Below are 17,368 nucleotides of genomic sequence, written 5' to 3'. Positions count from 1 at the left end.
GGTCCGACTATATGTCGCCGCGCACGGCCGGATGGTTCACTTTTTCTTGCCTGATGGTGCGTAGTTTATGATGTCCTGCGCGCGGATCCAGCCCGGCTCGCCGCGCTTCATTTTCATCTGCGCGCGCATTGCGAAGATCTTGGCATCCTTATAGGCGCCGGAATAGAAATGACCTTCGGCGGTCGCAAGGTCGGCGGCCGGGATTTTGCCGAGCTCGCCATAGGCCTGCGCCAGATAGCGATACCCGACCGCGTTTTCCCGGTCGCGCCCGAGGCCTTTGTTGATCTGCACCACCGCTTTCTCCAGGGAATCGGGCGTGCCGACGGCCATCAGCGCCTGGCCGTAGGAGACCGGCAGCAGCCCGGACCTGGCTGGATCGAGGCTGACCGCCTTGGCATAGGCTTCCGCCGCGTCCCTCGGCTTGTTCGCCTTCATCAGGACGTCGCCACGCAATTCCTGGAAATAGGGGTTTTTCGGCTGTGCCTTGATCAGTGCGTTGGTCTTGGCAAGCGCTTTGGCCAGATTGCCATAGAGATAGGCCGTCTGCGCGTCGCCATATTGCGAGGCGAGGCTGCCCGGGTTTTTGCGCATCAGCCGCGATGCGGCAGCCTGGCCTTCCATGTAGGCGGCGATCTTGATGCGCGTCATGTCGTGCCGCTGCTGCAGTGCCGGCGGATCGACCTTGTCGACATAGGGGCTCTGCTTAACCAGCACTTCGAGATTGGCGATGCGTTCCCGCGGCAGCGGATGGCTGATCCGGTAGGGATCGACCTGCGCCCCCGACAGCGAGAGCGCGCTCTGGAAGCGGTCGAAGGTTTTCAGCATGCCCATGCCGGACTGGCCGGTGGCATTGAGATAGGTTATCGCCGAGCGGTCGGCGGTCATCTCCTCGGTGCGCTGATAGGCGAGGATGCTGCGCTGCGCCATCTCGCCGCCGCCAGCCGCAACCCCCATGCCGGCGCCGGCGAGGCCCCGGCTTTTGGTGGTGGCGCCGGCGACGACGGCACCGGCGCCAAGCAGCGTCGCGATGATGGCCATCGTCTTGGCGCGTTCGAGCTGGTTGCGCAATTTCTGCTGGTGCCCGCCGGCAATGTGACCGGCTTCATGGGCGATGACGCCGATGATCTCGTTGGGCGTCTCCGCCGACATCAGGGCACCGGTGTTGATGAACAGACGAGATCCGGCAACGAAAGCGTTGAAACTCTGGTCGTTGACCAGCACGATGTCGACGCCGTCTTCCGGCAGGCCCGCCGCCCTGAAGATCGGCCGCGCATAGTCACGCACCAGCGCCTCGATCTCGGCATCGCGCACCACCGGCACGTTTTGCGCGAAGGCGCTGACCGTGCTGGTCACGGCGACCGTCGCGGCAAGCGAAAGCGTCGCGAAGACGCGCGCTGCCCTGGCAATCGTCGATTTGGGTCGATTCAACATGGCAGGTCCACTGGTAGACGAGCGGGCGGAGGATGAAAAGTCGGCGCCGAAACTTTACTGAACTTGTGATCCTCACATCAATCGGGCATTTGTGCGGCGCGGGACGCCAAAGCTCGGTGCCGGCAGCCGGTAAGTGCCGTCACAAGACCGACCCAGGGCCGACCCAAGGGCCGACAAGGAATGAGGTCAAATGGTTGTATCGCTTTCGCGTCGCGGCGAAGTCGAGCCGTTCCACGCCATGGACGTTCTGGCGGAAGCGAATCGGCTGAAGGCTAAGGGCGTTCCGGTTGTTTCCATGGCCGTTGGCCAGCCGTCCGATCCGGCGCCGGCCGGGGTCAGGGAAGCGGCGGCGAACGCATTGAAGATGGGGCGTATCGGCTACACCGACGCACTGGGTCTTGCGGGCCTGCGCGAGGCAATCGCGCAGCACTATGCGGACCACTACGGGTTTGACGTCTCGCCCGGCCGGATCGCCGTCACCACCGGATCGTCGGCTGCCTTCAACCTGGCCTTTCTGGCGATGTTCGATCCAGGTGATCGTGTCGCCATCGCCGCACCCGGCTATCCGGCCTATCGCAACATCATGGCCGCGCTCGGCATCGAGATCGTCGAGATCGAGCTCGACGGTGATGCCTATCTCCACGCTGAACACCTGAAGGCCGCGCATCGCGAAAAGAAGCTGAAGGGCGTGTTGTTCGCCAGCCCGGCCAATCCGACCGGCGCGATTATCCCCGCCGACGAGCTGTCGGCTCTGGTGACGACGGCGGAAGAGCTCGGCATTGCCGTGATCTCCGACGAGATCTATCACCGGCTGGCTTATGCTGCGCCGGACACCACGGCGCTTGCCTACGGCCGTGACATGACGGTGATCAATTCCTTCTCGAAATATTACTGCATGACCGGTTGGCGCATCGGCTGGATGGTGCTGCCGGAACAATTGGTGCGGCCGGTCGAGCGCATCGCCCAGAGCTTTTACATCTCGCCGCCGGAACTGTCCCAGATCGCCGCGATCGAGGCATTCAAGGCGACTGGGGAATTGGAAGCGGTGAAGGCGCGCTACGCCTGGAATCGCGAGCTTTTGATGAAACGCCTGCCCGAACTCGGCTTTGCGCTGGCGGCACCGATGGATGGCGCCTTCTACGCCTTCTGCGATGTCACCAGGCACACCAACGACAGCATGGCCTTCGCGCGCAAGATGCTGGCCGAGGCGCATGTTGCGGCGACGCCCGGCCGCGATTTCGATCCGCTACAAGGCCATCGAACCATGCGCTTTTCCTATGCCGGCAGCCACGACGAGATGGTCGAGGCGATGGCGCGCATCGAACGCTGGCTGAAGTAGCGCGAATGCCGGACCTTGAACAAGCTTTGACCGAAGTTGCCGCCGAAATGGCGGAGCGCACGGATCGCGGCGATGTCGCGACCTACATTCCGCAACTCGGCAAGGTCGATCCGAAGAAGTTCGGCATTGCCGCCGTGACCAATGACGGTCGCGTGCTGATGGCGGGCGACGCCGATGAGCCGTTTTCAATCCAGAGCATTTCGAAGGTGTTCACGCTGACATTGGCGCTCGGCAATGTCGGCGACGCGCTGTGGCAGCGTGTCGGGCGCGAGCCTTCGGGCAACCCGTTCAACTCGATCGTCCAGCTCGAGCATGAGAACGGCATTCCGCGCAATCCGTTCATCAATGCCGGCGCCATCGTCATTTCCGACATTCTGCTCGCCGGCCACCAGCCGCGCGAGGCGATCGGCGAGATCCTGCGCTTCATCCAGTTCCTGGCCGACGACGAGACCATCATCATCGACCGCGAAGTCGCGGCTTCGGAACGCGCCACTGGTTTTCGCAATTTGGCGCTTGCCAACTACATGAAATCCTTCGGCAATCTCAACCACGCGCCGGACCTGGCGCTGGGCGTCTATTTCCACCATTGCGCCATCGCCATGAGCTGCCGGCAACTGGCTTTGGCCGGCCGCTTCCTCGCCAATGGCGGCAAGAACCCGGCGACCGGCCATTCCGTGGTGTCGGCCGAGCGCGCGCGCCGCATTGGCGCGATGATGCTGACTTGCGGTCATTATGACGGCTCCGGCGATTTCGCCTTTCGCGTCGGCATCCCGGGCAAGAGCGGCGTCGGCGGCGGCATTTTGGCGATCGTGCCGGGCGTGGCCTCGCTCGCCGTCTGGTCGCCCGGCCTCAACGCCAACGGCAATTCCAGGCTTGGGTCGATTGCGCTGGAAAGACTGGCGAAGATGATGAACTGGTCGGTCTTCGCGCCATAGCATTGGGATCTCAGGCAAGAAAAATCCCGCGTCGTCTTTGGACAGCGCGGGATTTTTTTGATCAGGAGATCAGGATAAACGGCTGAAAGCTTAAAAGAAGCCTTTCTTTTGCCACCAGCCGGCACGCTTCGGCTTGTCCTCGGTCTTTGCCTCGTCGGCAACGGTCGAGGACACGATCGGCACAACCGGAGCCTCTACCGGTGCAGGCTTGCGTCGCGATGGGCGGGCCTTCGGCTTTTCGTCGATGGCGGCCACGGCTGTTTCCTCCGAAACAGGCGCCGGAGCCTCGGCGGAGGCTTCCGGCTCGGCAACCGGTGTCTCGGCGACGGCGTCTGCTACAGCCTTCTTCGGCTTGGCGGCGCGGCGCGGCTTCTTCGGCTTCTCGGCGCTCGGCGTGTCGTCGTTGGCCGGAGCAAGGTCCGCAGGCTCTTCGACCGGCGTTGCTGCTACCGGCTCGCTGGAGACGGACTCCAAGACGTCGCCTTCGGGACTGTCAGCCGCCTCGGCAGTGCCTGCATCGACCTCGCCTTCGCCGTCTTCACGGCGATTGCGCTTGCCGCCGCGCTTGCCGCGCCGGCGCTTCTTGCCCTGACTGTCATCCGACCCTTGACCGTCATCCGACGCTTCCACCGCCTCAGTGACGCCGACCTGCTCCTCGTGAGCTGCTTCGGCGCCTTCATCGTTTGTGGCTTCGGAAACGCCATCGGTAGCGGTCGAGAGGGACGCGCCTTCCACAGGGGCGCCGTGCTCACGATCGCGATCCTTGCCACCGCGCCGTCTGCGGCGCTTGCGGCGCTTGCGGTCGCGGCCTTCGCCATCCTCGCTTGGCCTTGGCTGCTGCGGCTGCTGGGCCTGGCGCGGTTGCTCGGCCGGTACAACAGCCTCGTCCTCCTCCTCCTCGATGACGATTTCGTCTGCGGGCTCTTCCGGCTCGACATAGGCGGGCAAGGTGCGCACCTCGACGAAGCCTTCAGGCTTTTCCGCCAACGCGCCGCGGAAGATCGCATAGTGCTGGGCGCCGACCGTGTCGTCGGCTTCGACGGTGATGGTCAGGCCGAAGCGGCTTTCGAGTTCCACCAGCGTGCCGCGCTTGTGGTTGAGCACATAGAGCGCGGTTGCCGCCGGCGTCCGCACCGTGATGTGGCTGCGCGAATCCTTGAGCAGGAATTCCTCGATCGCTCGCACCACCATCAGCGCGACAGACGAATCGGACCTGACATGGCCGGTGCCGCCGCAATGCGGGCAAGGCTTCATCGTCGATTCCAGCACGCTGGCGCGGATGCGCTGGCGCGACATCTCCATCAGGCCGAAATGCGAGATGCGGCCGACCTGGATGCGGGCGCGATCGTTCTTGAGGTGATCCTTCAGCCGCTTCTCGACGGAGCGGTTGTTGCGGTTCTCCTCCATGTCGATGAAGTCGATGACGATCAGGCCGGCGAGATCGCGCAGCCTCAGCTGCCGTGCGACTTCCTCGGCCGCTTCCAGATTGGTGTGAAGCGCCGTGTCCTCGATCGAGTGCTCCTTGGTCGAGCGGCCCGAATTGACGTCAATGGCGACCAGCGCTTCGGTCTGGTTGATGATGATGTAGCCGCCGCTCTTCAGCGTCACCTGCGGCTGCAGCATGCGGTCGAGCTGCGCTTCGATGCCATTGCGCACGAAGATCGGCGTCGTGTCGCGGAACGGCTGCACGACCTTGGCGTGGCTCGGCATCAGCATGCGCATGAAGTCCTTGGCCTCGCGATAGCCCTCTTCGCCGGAGACCTGGATCTCGTCGATGTCCTTGTTGTAGAGGTCGCGCACCGAGCGCTTGATCAGGCTGCCTTCCTCGTAGACCAGGGCAGGGGCCGTGGACTGCAGCGTCAGATTGCGGACGTTTTCCCAAAGCCGCATCAGATATTCGTAGTCGCGCTTGATCTCGGCCTTGGTGCGGCTTTCGCCGGCCGTGCGCAGGATGACGCCCATGCCCTGCGGCACTTCGAGATCGGCGACGACCTCCTTTAGTCGCTTGCGGTCCTGTGCGTTGGTGATCTTGCGCGAGATGCCGCCGCCGCGCGCCGTGTTCGGCATCAGCACCGAATAGCGGCCGGCAAGCGACAGATAGGTGGTGAGCGCCGCGCCCTTGTTGCCGCGCTCTTCCTTCACGACCTGCACCAGAAGGATCTGCCGGCGCTTGATCACTTCCTGGATCTTGTACTGCCGGCGCACCGGCTTGCGGCGATTGCGCGCTTCTTCCAGCGCATCCTCGGCGCCGACCGATTCGACCTCATGATCATCCGAATGCGTAGAGTGCACCTCTTCCAGCATGCCGCGATCATTGTCGGTGGACGTGGCTTCTCCGGTCGTCTCCGCCCGGGGCATGGCTTCGGAAATCACATCCGCTTCGATGCTGGCGGCAATGGAATTGGGTCCGCCTTCCGAAGGCCCAGTCTCATCATGACTCGTCTCATCACGACTCGCCTCATGACTGGCGACCTCGCGATATTCCGAAGTCTCGGGCGCCGTATCCACATTTTCGGAAACGGCATCGACGCTCTCCGCGCCCGCATCTTCGCCGCTCTCATTGGAGCCGTTCTCGCTGGAATCGGCAGAAACGGGGGAATCGACAGAATCGTCGGAATCGGCCGCACCTGCATCACGCTTGTGCTCGCCTCGGTCGCGGCTCTTGCCACCGCGCCGGCGCCCGCGCCGGCCGCGATCGCGGCTCTGGCGGTCGTCGCCTTCGCCGTCCTCATCGTCCTCGTCTTCAGCCTCCTGCGCTTCCGCGCGCAGCAGCGCCTGACGGTCGGCTACCGGAATCTGGTAGTAGTCGGGATGAATTTCACTGAAGGCGAGGAAACCGTGACGGTTGCCGCCATATTCGACAAAGGCTGCCTGAAGCGAGGGTTCGACGCGGGTTACGCGGGCGAGGTAGATATTTCCTTTGAGCTGCTTCTTGTCCTGGGATTCAAAGTCGAATTCTTCAATACGGTTACCGCGAACGACGACAACGCGTGTTTCCTCCGGGTGGGAGGCGTCTATCAGCATCTTGTTGGGCATTATTTCGTTTCCCCCCGGCAGCCGTCAGCCGCAGCTTGCGGGGCAAAGCCCGCCGCTGTGAGTGTGGATGAACATGGGTGCCGGGCAATTGAATGTCCGCCGGCCGCTGCCTTAGCGCCATGGCGGTGCCGCCCGCAGCCATAATGGCGCGGTTTGCTGCGGACCTTTCCATGATTGCGCTTGAAGCCATCGTAACCAGCAGAACCTTTTTGAACCAAAGCCCGGGAAAACCGGACCAGCTTGTTTGCTCGTACAGAGCCGGCGCGGGACAATCCCGGCCGTTTTCCTCACGCAGGCGTTTCCCCCGCCACGGGCTCACACCTGCGAAATTCGTCGCGATCACCTGATACCTTTTTCGCCTGAAGCGAAAGGAGCCGTCGTTCATCTGACCTGTAGCGGGAAGCTGCGGAGAAGGACGGTTCCAGGATTGCAGTGATCCACCATCGCTTTTATGATTTGGCGGGTTGGAAGGCAACCCCGATTTCGGATGCCGGCAAAAAGCGGTTCCGCAACGGAAGCACGGCTTTAAGCCTTTGGATGAAAAGGCTTGGTTAACCTTCTCTGGATACCAATCGTTAATCGAGTTCGCGGCCTAGCCGGCATTTCGACAAGACGCCGACACTCCGACAAGTAAGATTGGGCGCCTGGCGCCAAACCGGAGCGACTGGAAAGAGATGGGACTGGCAGTCTTCACGCACAAGGGCGGTCGTGCCAGAGACGGTCTCTTCCACGCCGCTTGTCTGCTGTTGCTGGTTGTCGCTTGCCTGGCTTCGCCGATTTCCTTTGCTGCCGACGCGCCGCTCGCCGCGACGAGCTACAAAATGGCGGGTGACGCCACCAAGATGCGCATCGTCATATATTTCGATCGCGAGCCCGACGTCAAATGGTTCCTGCTACGCGGCCCCCACCGTCTGGTCGTCGACCTGCCAACCACGAAATTTGCCATCAATGCCAAGGATGTGAAGGCGCGCGGCCTAGTCAGGAGTGTGCGCTACGGCGATCTCGGCAAGGGGGTATCGCGGCTGATCCTCACCAGCAAGGGCCCGTTCGCTATCGACAGGTTCGACGTGCTCAAGAATGAAGATGGCAACGGCTACCGCATCGCCGTCGACATGTCGGCGGCGTCCGCGAGGGAGTTCGACGCCGCCCTTGCCAATCAGGCGCTGACCACCGGCGCCACCGTCTCCCCCGATAAGGGCGGCAGGGTCGGCACCGGGCCGATCTCCAATCCAGGCCATCGCTTCACTGTTGTCATCGATCCAGGCCATGGCGGCATCGACGGCGGCGCCGAGGGCCTGAACGGCACGGTCGAGAAGAACGTCACGCTCGCCTTCGCCACCGAGTTGCGGGCCAGACTTGCCGCAGTCGGCAAGTACGACGTGTTCATGACGCGCGAGACGGACCAATTCCTGCGGTTGGACGACCGCGTGCGCATTGCTCGCCAGCACGAGGCCGATCTGCTCATTTCGATCCACGCCGACACGATCAGGGTCAAGGGCCTTCGCGGCGCAACCGTATACACGGTCTCCGACAAGGCGTCCGATCCCGAAGCGCAGGCGCTCGCCGATCGTGAAAACCTTTCCGACCAATTCGCCGGCATGGAGATCAAGGACGATAACAAGGAAGTGACCGACATTCTGATCGACCTGATTCGCCGCGAGACGCATAGTTTCTCGATGAGTTTCGCCCAGACTTTGGTCGGCCAGCTTTCCACCAGCGTCGGCCTCATCAACAATCCGCAGCGTTCGGCGAGCTTCAAGGTGTTGAAGGCGCCGGATGTCCCCTCCGTGCTGGTCGAGCTCGGCTATCTGTCGAACGCCAAGGATGAGGCGCAACTGCTCAGTGCCGATTGGCGCGGCAAGGCGGCCCAGAGCATAACCAATGCCATCGCCCTGTTCGCTTCAGCCAGGGTCGGAGCAGGAACCGGAGGCTGAGATGCCAGCCGTCGCCCACAACCAGAGGCAGCGTTGCACGACAACAACACCCCGTACTTATTTCCCCGATTCGAGACCGAAATTCCGTGCTGCCGCATTTTCCCCACATGGTGGCGACATGGGTTTTCGATTACTGGTCGGGATCATCTCGAAAGCTTGCGCGAAAGGCGGCTTCGTTTAGGAGATTCCCGAACCAAGGACTGGAGCGGGCATGATTCGTCTCATTGGCTATTTCTTCGGCATCGGCACGGCTCTGGCCCTTTTGGTCGCGGCGGGCGTGGCGATCTATATCAGCCATTTGTCGAAGGATCTGCCCGACTACGAGGTCCTGGCTAAGTATGAACCGCCAGTGACGACCCGCATCCATGCGTCCGATGGTGCGCTGATGGCCGAATATGCGCGCGAGCGCCGCCTGTATTTGCCGATCCAGGCGGTGCCGGATCGTGTCAAGGCGGCCTTCCTGTCTGCCGAGGACAAGAATTTCTACAATCATCCCGGCATCGATATGACCGGCCTTGGCCGCGCAATCATGGTCAATCTGCAGAATTTCGGCTCGGGCAAGCGCCAGGTCGGCGCCTCGACGATCACCCAGCAGGTGGCGAAAAACTTCCTGTTGTCCTCGGACCAGACTTACGAGCGTAAGATCAAGGAGATGATCCTCGCCTTCCGCATCGAGCAGGCCTATTCGAAGGATCGCATTCTCGAGCTCTACCTTAACGAGATTTTCTTCGGACTTGGCGCCTACGGCGTCGCCGGCGCAGCACTCACCTATTTCGACAAGGCGGTGAATGAGCTCACCGTGGCGGAGGCGGCCTACCTGGCGGCTTTGCCGAAGGGCCCCTCCAACTATCACCCGTTCAAATATGCCGACCGCGCCATCGAGCGCCGCAACTGGGTCATCGACCAGATGGTCGGCAACGGCTACGTCACGCCCGAGGAAGGCGCCAAGGCCAAGGCCGAGCCGCTCGGCGTCAAGCCACGCCGCTCCGGCACCTATCTGTTCGCCGGCGAATACTTCACCGAGGAAGTGCGTCGCCAGATCAGCGCGCGCTACGGCGAGAATGCGCTCTACGAGGGCGGCCTGTCGGTCCGTACAACGCTCGATCCCAAGATGCAGCTCATCGCCCGCAAAGCCATGCAGAACGGCCTGATGAAGTTCGACACGCTGCGCGGCTATCGCGGGCCGGTGAAGACCATCAGCGTATCCGGCGACTGGGGCGTGCCTTTGAGCGAAGTCAAGGGACTTGACGACGTGCCCGAATGGTCGCTCGCCGTCGTGCTCGACAGCTCGGAGAGCGGCCTGTCCATCGGCCTTCGGCCGACGCGGCAGATCTCGGGCGAACTCGTCAAGGATCGCATCGAAGGCACCGTCAGCCGCGAGGACATGAGCTTCGCCATGCGTCATGTAGTCGACGGCAAGACCGTCAAGGCCAAGTCGCCGGCGGATGTGCTGAAGCCGGGCGACGTCATCTTCGTGCAGAAGAAAGAGGGTACGGACGGAGCCTATATCCTGCGCCAGGCCCCCGAAGTGGAAGGCGGCTTGATCGCCATGGATCCGCATACCGGCCGTGTTCTGGCCATGGTCGGCGGGTTCTCCTACGCGCAATCCGAATTCAACCGTGCCACGCAGGCCATGCGGCAGCCGGGTTCGTCGTTCAAGCCGATCGTCTATTCGGCCGCCCTCGACAATGGCTATACGCCGGCTTCGGTGATCATGGACGGCCCGATCACCATCAAGAGCGGCAACACGACCTGGACGCCGAAGAACTACGATGGAAGGACAGCTGGCCCGGCGACCTTGCGGTCCGGCATCGAGAGGTCGCGCAATCTGATGACTGTGCGCCTGGCCAACGACATGGGCATGAAGCTGGTCGCGGAATATGCCGAGCGCTTCGGCGTCTATGACCGTCTGGCGCCGTACCTGCCGATGGCGCTGGGTTCGGGCGAGACCACCGTGATGCGCATGGTGTCGGCTTATTCGATCATGGCCAACGGCGGCAAGTCGATCAAGCCGACGCTGATCGACCGCATCCAGGATCGCTACGGCAAGACGGTGTACAGACAGGACGAACGCGGCTGCGAAAATTGCAACGCCGCCGAATGGCAGAACCAGCCTGAGCCGGAACTGGTCGACAATTCCGAGCAGGTGCTCGATCCGATGACCGCCTATCAGATCACCTCGATGATGGAGGGCGTCGTCGAGCGCGGCACCGGCGCCACCGTCGCCGAACTCGGCCGCCACATCGCCGGCAAGACCGGAACGACAAACGACGAGAAGGATACCTGGTTCATCGGCTACACGCCCAATCTCGTTGTCGGGCTTTACATGGGCTACGATCAGCCGAAAGGTCTTGGCAAGGGCGCGACTGGCGGCGGCCTCGCCGCGCCGATCTTCAAGGACGTCATGCGCGTGGCGCTGGACGGCACGCCCAATGTCGATTTCAAGGTCCCCGAAGGCATGAAGCTGATCGCCATCAATCGCAAGACCGGCATGCGCGCCAACCCAGGCGACGCTGGCGCCTTTATCGAAGCCTTCAAGCCGGGCACCGGCCCAGCCGACAGCTACTGGGTAATCGGCATGGATGCGGACGGCTCCAACGCCTCCGGCGGTTCGCTGTCGCCACAGGCCAACCAAGCCATCCAGTCCGGCGGCGGCGGGCTCTATTGACATAGGATATGGCATTCTGGGCCGGCTTTCGAGCCGGCCCATTTCGCTTTACAGGCGGCGGTGCCGTCCCTATGTATCGCGCCAACGCAAGCTCTGTTTAAGCAATAGGGCACCATTTCAACACAGGACAGAACAGCCAGCCATGCGCGCGGAAACGCAGAACATTGTCGACGAAATCAGGCAGGCGATTACCCTGCTGAGGAGGCATCTTTGACTGGGATCAGGCCATAAAGCGGCTTGAATACCTGAACGTGCGTGCCGAGGATTCGAGCCTCTGGAACGAGCCGCTGGAGGCGCAGAAGCTGATGCGTGAGCGCCAGGGCCTCGAGGACGGCATCGCCGCAGTCAAAGGCCTCACCCAGGCGCTGGAAGACAATATCGGCCTGATCGAGCTTGGCGAGGAAGAGGGCGACGAGAGCGTCGTCGCCGAGGCGGAAGCGGCGATCCGCTCGATGCGCGGCGAGGCAAAGGCTCGCCAGATCGAGACGCTGCTTTCGGGCGAGGCGGACGCCAACGACAGCTATCTCGAGGTCCATGCCGGCGCCGGCGGCACCGAAAGCCAGGACTGGGCCTCGATGCTTCTGCGCATGTACACGCGTTGGGCCGAGCGGCGCCGCTTCAAGGTCGAGGTGCTGGAAGTGCATGACGGCGAAGAGGCGGGCATCAAGTCCGCCACGCTGCTGATCAAGGGCCACAATGCCTATGGTTGGCTGAAGACCGAATCCGGCGTCCACCGCCTCGTGCGCATTTCGCCCTATGACAGCAATGCGCGCCGCCACACCTCCTTCGCCAGCGTCTGGGTCTATCCCGTGATCGACGACACGATCGAGATCGACGTTTCCGAATCGGATGTTCGCATCGACACCTATCGTTCGTCCGGATCGGGCGGCCAGCACGTCAACACCACCGATTCGGCGGTCCGCATCACCCATCTCGCCACCGGCATCGCGGTCGCCTGCCAGGCCGAGCGCTCCCAGCACAAGAACAAGGCGAAGGCCTGGGAGATGTTGCGCTCGCGGCTCTACGAGGAAGAGCTGAAGAAGCGCGAGGCGGTGGCGAACGCCACCGAAGCGTCGAAGAGCGATATCGGCTGGGGCCACCAGATCCGCTCCTACGTTCTGCAGCCCTATCAATTGGTGAAGGATCTGCGCACCGGCGTCGAGAGCACAAGCCCGTCGAGCGTGCTGGACGGCGATCTCGACGATTTCATGGAGGCCTCGCTGTCGCAGCGCATCGAGGGCGGCGCCGGCGAAGTGGTGGCCGATATCGACTGAAGCTCCTACGCACCAAAGCAGCAGCAACATCACGCTAGAGTAACAGGCTCTCACTCTAATTGAGCGGTCGCTTTATAGCGTTGTTTTTTCATCGAATTTTTTACAACGACTTCTACTTCGGGGGTTGATGCTGCCGGCCTGCCGGCGCCTAGCCCGGAACCACTGCGAGCTGAATCTCGTTATCTGCGATCCCGTCTGCCGGGGTCGATGAAATCACTCTCGTCGACCCCGGCAGTCTGGTTCCGGCTGCAGATGTCGGCGCTCGGCTTGCACCGCAATTTTCTTGCGCCAACAAAGGAATCAGCCCAGCATTCAAAGGCTGGGGGGAAAAAAGCATTTATGGCCGGACGCGGCGTATCTGCGACCTGACGATCCGGCCACTGGGAAGACACGTTCCGGGAACGGGCAAGCGAAACGCTTGAACTCGTTGATAGGAACTGCGCCCATGCCTGCTTTCACAACCCGACCGGCCTCAGCCGTCAACACGGCGCGCCGCCTCCTGAATTCAATCATCGCGGTGGTGGCTCTGACGGCCGCCACCATCACATTTGCAGCGTCCGCTTTGGCGCACGACGCCAAGCCGACCGCGGCGAAGCCGCAAGGCTGGAGTTACCCATTCTCCTGTTGCTCGGGTTATGATTGCCGCGCGGTCTCGCAGACCTCGATCAGCGAGCGTCCGGAGGGCTACGTCATCAAGGGGACAGGCGAGGTCGTGGCCTACAGCGACACACGGATCAAGAATTCGCCCGATGGCGAATATCACTGGTGCTCGGTCGCCGGCGCCAACGACGGAAAGACCATCTGCCTGTTCGTGCCGCCGTCGTCCTTTTAGGCGCCACGCGTCTGACGCAGGCAAGCGAGTCTGCTGCAGACGGTTGTCAGAAGCGTCTCTTTATGTTGCCTTGCCGCGCGGGCGGCAGGCAATCGGGAGGAAGGCGTTCATGACCATAAAGGCAAGCTGCCACTGCAGGGCGACGACATTCGAGGTCTCGCAAGCGCCGCAGACCGTGACGCAATGCACCTGTTCCTTCTGCTCGAAGCGCGGCTCGTTATGGGCCTACTACACCCCGTCGCAATTCAAGCTCACCAGCCCACTCAAGAATGTCTCATTCTACCAGTGGGGGTCGAAAACGATCAAACACGGTTTCTGCGCCACCTGCGGCTGCGGCACCTTTACCGAAACGCCGGACTGGTCGACTGGCAAGCCGGATTTCGACAATCCGAAGATCAGCGTGAACTCGCGGCTGTTCGACGATTTCGACCTCGATCAGGTCGAGATCGTCGTCATCGACGGCAAGAATCTCTGGTAGCCGATAGTTTCTGGCAGCCAATCAAAATTGCGCAATATCGCGGCAGTGGAATTTGACCGGGAAAAGCCATAGCCAGCCGCGTTCCCGTTCCATTTTTCGCCGCATTTCATGTTACAAGACGTTAGAGCGACGTGCCTCCACTTGGACGCACAAAGTACGCTCTAAGACTTTGAATCTATGCATCGTGCCTTCCGAAATCAATGATTTTCGGGTCGATGCGACGGAAGGGCTGATGCGGCGCGCCGTCGGTGGGACCGCGGACTGGAGAGGGACTACCCAATGAAAAAGACTGTGCTCGTCGCCGTGGCGACGGCTGTACTCGTGAGCGCCTGCACCACCACCGATCCGTATACCGGAGAGCAGAAGGTTTCCAACACTGCGGCCGGCGCCGGCATCGGCGCGCTGGCGGGTGCGGGGCTCGGCCTGCTTGCCGGCGGCAACGATCGCCGTAATGCGCTGATCGGCGCTGGCGTCGGCGCGCTCGCCGGCGGCGCCATCGGCGCCACCATGGATCAGAACGAGGCCGAACTGCGCCGGCAGCTTCAGGGCTCCGGCGTCAGCGTCACCCGCACCGGCGACCAGATCATCCTCAACATGCCGTCCGACATCACCTTCAACGTCGACCAGGATGCGGTGAAGCCCGGCTTCTATCAGGTGTTGAATTCAGTCGCACTTGTGCTGAACAAGTTCCGGCAGACCACGGTCGACGTGTTCGGCCACACCGATTCGACCGGTGGCGACCAACACAATTTCGACCTGTCGCAGCGCCGCGCTTTGGCGGTCGCCAACTATCTGTCCGGGCAGGGCGTCGATTCCCGCCGCTTCGCCGTCACCGGCTTCGGCAAGACGCGTCCAATCGCTTCCAATGCGACGGCCGACGGCCGTGCCCAGAACCGCCGTGTCGAGATACAACTTTCACCGCTCACCTGAGCAAGACAGATAAGAAGACGGCATTGAACATGAGAACGGCCCCGCAAGGGGCCGTTCTTGTTTGCTTTTGCTGAACCGACGAAACGTCGGTGCCTGTCGCTTCGTTTTCAGGGTCGGACCGACTGATCGACAATTGCCGCAACGATCCGGCGCACGATCGGAAGGACAATCAGCAGGCTCGGAAACGCAACAAGCCATGATACGCCCCATGCGTATGACCAGGTCGCTACGAAACCGTTCGTCCAGCCGGCGCCGATCGCCGTCGAAACCGCCGAGATGATGCAGGTCATGAGGATTGAAAGAACGAACGGCATAACCACTGCACTGTAGGAAGGCGGCAGTTTTCTTAGCTTCAACGTCTTGTGCGGTGATGCTTGCATGGAAATCTCCTAGTCAGAAAATGTTTGTGGGCGCGATCAGGCGACCTGTGCCGTTTGCAAGGCTAGTTCTCGGATAAAGCTTCGTAGCGAACGCGGCTCGCGGCCCAAGGCGCAGCGCAACGTCAGGCTGTTTCCGCCGAGACCATATTTGGCGTAGTGTTCATGGACTTTAGCCAGCAGCTGCAATTGGCGGTCATCGTAGGGAAGACGGGTATTCGCCGCCCACTCACCAAAGGTCGGCTCGCCAGCAGAAATGGACCGGCCAAGTTCCTCACTCATCATTGAAACGATCTCTTCCCGGCTATGCATACCGTCCGCGCACAGCTCAAGCGTCGCATAAGACAACCGCGCTTCGGTCAATGCGATCGCTGCCACTTCGGCGACATCGCGGTAATCGACACGCGCCAGCTTTGCTGTCTTTGGAAACGGTTCCGAGAAAACGCCGTCCCTAACGATGGACGGCCAGGCTGCTGCGATGTTCTGCATGAAATTGGCAGGATGCAAAATGGTGTATTCCATGTTCGTCGAGTAGAGAGCATCTTCGACCGGCACCTTGCTCGCATGGTTTTTTAGCCTCGTATTGGTCGGCTGGATCACCGACGAGAAGACGAATTTTTGAACGCCCGCTCGTCCAGCAGCCTCGACCATGGCAACACCCATGGCTGCTTCGTCGGGGGCAAAGGCCGGTCCGATGTGGAAGACGCCGTCGACGCCCTCGACGGCATTTCCGAGGCTCTGAGGGTTGCGCAAATTGCCGGTCACGACCTCGGATGCCCCGAGCCTCCGGGCCTTTTCGGCGTTCGCAGGGTCGCGAATGAGTGCTCGAACAGTGGCATTGCGGCGGATAAGTTCAGGCACGACAAATCCGGCAAATCGGCCTGTTGCGCCCACGACCAGGACGGTTGGATCGGGTGCTCGCATGACAATTCCCTTCGATGAAACCTGCCCTTTCGGGATTTCTTTCAGGGAAATAAAACGTCGCGAACAGCGTTACAATTATTTGGCTTTGCGATAGTTTCTCTCGATTTTCGAGAGAAACGGAGATGTCATGAGCCGGATAGTCGATTTTGAAGCTTTCATGGCAGTCGTCGAGCACGGAAGTTTGACGGCCGCCGCACGCCGGCTGAACCGCTCACTGCAATCGATCAGCCGGTCTTTGGCGACGCTGGAGGAATCCGTCGGGGTCGAGCTTGTACAGAGAACGACGCGCCGTTCGACACCAAGCGAAGCTGGGGCGGCGTTTTTCCACCGCATCAAACCCGCCATCGACGAAATAAACGACGCAAGACTCCAAGCCGCCAACCAACGATCGGAACCATCGGGCATCTTGCGCGTGGGCGCGCCAGTTCTGTTCGGCCCGGATTTCGTAATACCTGTCATCGCCGACTACATGCAGATGCATCCTCAGGTCGAGGTTGACCTCCAGCTCGCCGACGGATTTGTCGACCTTGATGCCGAGGGCCTCGATCTGGCAATACGGATCGGCAATTTGCCGGATTCCAGCTTGCGAGCCAGACGCTTGGGCGCGTTGCGGCGCGTCGTGTTCGGCTCGCCTTCCTACTTTGAACGCCGTGGCCGACCAACGCATCCCTTTGAACTGAGCAAGCACAGTTGCATTGTTCGAACCTCCGACCAGCGTCCAGGCGAATGGATGTTTCAGATCGAGGGGAAACCTCGGGCGTTGAAAGTGGCTGGCAGTTTTCGATCCAATTTGATGGCACCGATCTATGCGGCCGCAGTTCACGGATTGGGTTTGGGCTACTCGCCCCTTTGGCAGATAAGGCATTTGGTGGATGATGGCCGCCTAGAGGTGGTTTTAAGCGACTTCGAGCCGGTGCCGGTGCCGATGCACGCCGTGTGGCCGGAAGGCAGATCATCTTCAGCCAAAGTTCGCACGTTTCTGGATATGTTGCCGTCCCGCCTGGAATTTAAAAATCTGTAGCCACCGGATCAGACAAGACAACGCGGCGCGGTCGACGGCCTCGTGGTCATGGCGGCCGTCGACCCCGCCTAGAGCAATTCCAGGAAAAGTGCGTAGCGGTTTTCCGTCCGGAATTGCGTAAGAACAAATACTTAGAGCGGCTCGGCGATTCTATCAAAAGCTGAACCGCTCTAGACCAGAACCGACACG

13 protein-coding genes are annotated in these 17,368 nt (G+C 61.6%); 9 read left to right on the top strand and 4 right to left on the bottom strand.

Annotated elements, in window-relative coordinates; translation table 11 throughout:
• Positions 1-36: 36 nt before the first annotated feature.
• Complete coding sequence (locus EJ075_RS29585) at positions 37-1,431, bottom strand: M48 family metalloprotease (protein ID WP_126106744.1); 1,395 nt, start codon at positions 1,429-1,431, stop codon at positions 37-39.
• A gap of 190 nt (positions 1,432-1,621) precedes the next feature.
• On the opposite strand from EJ075_RS29585, the gene EJ075_RS29580 reads away from it, so the two are divergent.
• Both EJ075_RS29580 and EJ075_RS29575 read left to right on the top strand, forming a co-directional pair.
• Positions 1,622-2,770 carry an aminotransferase class I/II-fold pyridoxal phosphate-dependent enzyme gene (locus tag EJ075_RS29580; protein ID WP_126106743.1) on the top strand — a complete coding sequence of 383 codons (1,149 nt, stop codon included), beginning with the start codon at positions 1,622-1,624 and terminating at the stop codon, positions 2,768-2,770.
• A 5-nt stretch (positions 2,771-2,775) separates the two neighbouring features.
• Entirely contained in the window at positions 2,776-3,705 is a 930-nt protein-coding gene (locus EJ075_RS29575) for a glutaminase (protein WP_164547218.1), read from the top strand.
• Between the two features lie 90 nt (positions 3,706-3,795).
• On the opposite strand, the gene EJ075_RS29570 is transcribed toward EJ075_RS29575, so the two are convergent.
• A complete protein-coding gene (locus EJ075_RS29570; protein ID WP_126106742.1) occupies positions 3,796-6,741 on the bottom strand; it encodes a ribonuclease E/G in 2,946 nt (981 codons plus the stop codon).
• Positions 6,742-7,415: 674 nt separating this feature from the next.
• Here EJ075_RS29570 and EJ075_RS29565 point away from each other — a divergent pair.
• The 6 genes from EJ075_RS29565 to EJ075_RS29540 all read left to right on the top strand — a co-directional run bounded on the left by EJ075_RS29565 (position 7,416) and on the right by EJ075_RS29540 (position 14,857).
• Positions 7,416-8,675: an N-acetylmuramoyl-L-alanine amidase gene (locus tag EJ075_RS29565; RefSeq protein ID WP_126106741.1), complete on the top strand. Its 1,260-nt coding sequence runs from the start codon at positions 7,416-7,418 to the stop codon at positions 8,673-8,675.
• Positions 8,676-8,886: 211 nt separating this feature from the next.
• Positions 8,887-11,343, top strand: coding sequence for a penicillin-binding protein 1A (locus EJ075_RS29560; protein ID WP_126106740.1), 2,457 nt, complete (start codon positions 8,887-8,889; stop codon positions 11,341-11,343).
• Between the two features lie 142 nt (positions 11,344-11,485).
• Positions 11,486-12,617 (top strand): peptide chain release factor 2 gene (gene prfB, locus EJ075_RS29555; protein WP_101954579.1). Its coding sequence is split into 2 segments (ribosomal slippage): positions 11,486-11,551 and positions 11,553-12,617, totalling 1,131 coding nucleotides; the frame shifts between segments, so codons are not numbered across the junction.
• A 445-nt stretch (positions 12,618-13,062) separates the two neighbouring features.
• Entirely contained in the window at positions 13,063-13,449 is a 387-nt protein-coding gene (locus EJ075_RS29550; RefSeq protein ID WP_126106739.1) for a hypothetical protein, read from the top strand.
• A gap of 109 nt (positions 13,450-13,558) precedes the next feature.
• Complete coding sequence (locus EJ075_RS29545) at positions 13,559-13,927, top strand: GFA family protein (RefSeq protein WP_126106738.1); 369 nt, start codon at positions 13,559-13,561, stop codon at positions 13,925-13,927.
• Positions 13,928-14,206: 279 nt separating this feature from the next.
• Positions 14,207-14,857 (top strand): OmpA family protein, encoded by a 651-nt coding sequence (locus EJ075_RS29540; RefSeq protein WP_095489478.1) that lies wholly within the window; start codon positions 14,207-14,209, stop codon positions 14,855-14,857.
• Positions 14,858-14,964: 107 nt separating this feature from the next.
• On the opposite strand, the gene EJ075_RS29535 is transcribed toward EJ075_RS29540, so the two are convergent.
• Positions 14,965-15,237, bottom strand: a complete 273-nt coding sequence (locus EJ075_RS29535) for a DUF2798 domain-containing protein (protein WP_126106737.1) — start codon at positions 15,235-15,237, stop codon at positions 14,965-14,967.
• Positions 15,238-15,273: 36 nt separating this feature from the next.
• Positions 15,274-16,158: an NmrA/HSCARG family protein gene (locus EJ075_RS29530; RefSeq protein ID WP_126106736.1), complete on the bottom strand. Its 885-nt coding sequence runs from the start codon at positions 16,156-16,158 to the stop codon at positions 15,274-15,276.
• A 127-nt stretch (positions 16,159-16,285) separates the two neighbouring features.
• Between EJ075_RS29530 and EJ075_RS29525 the strand changes: the two genes are divergently transcribed.
• The gene (locus tag EJ075_RS29525; RefSeq protein WP_126106735.1) at positions 16,286-17,179 is read left to right on the top strand and encodes a LysR family transcriptional regulator; all 894 of its coding nucleotides are present in this window, start codon (positions 16,286-16,288) and stop codon (positions 17,177-17,179) included.
• The last annotated feature ends 189 nt before the right edge of the window (positions 17,180-17,368 follow it).

It is taken from the genome of Mesorhizobium sp. M6A.T.Cr.TU.016.01.1.1, assembly GCF_003952585.1.
GTDB lineage: Bacteria > Pseudomonadota > Alphaproteobacteria > Rhizobiales > Rhizobiaceae > Mesorhizobium > Mesorhizobium mediterraneum.
This window is presented reverse-complemented; position numbering and strand designations above follow the sequence as displayed.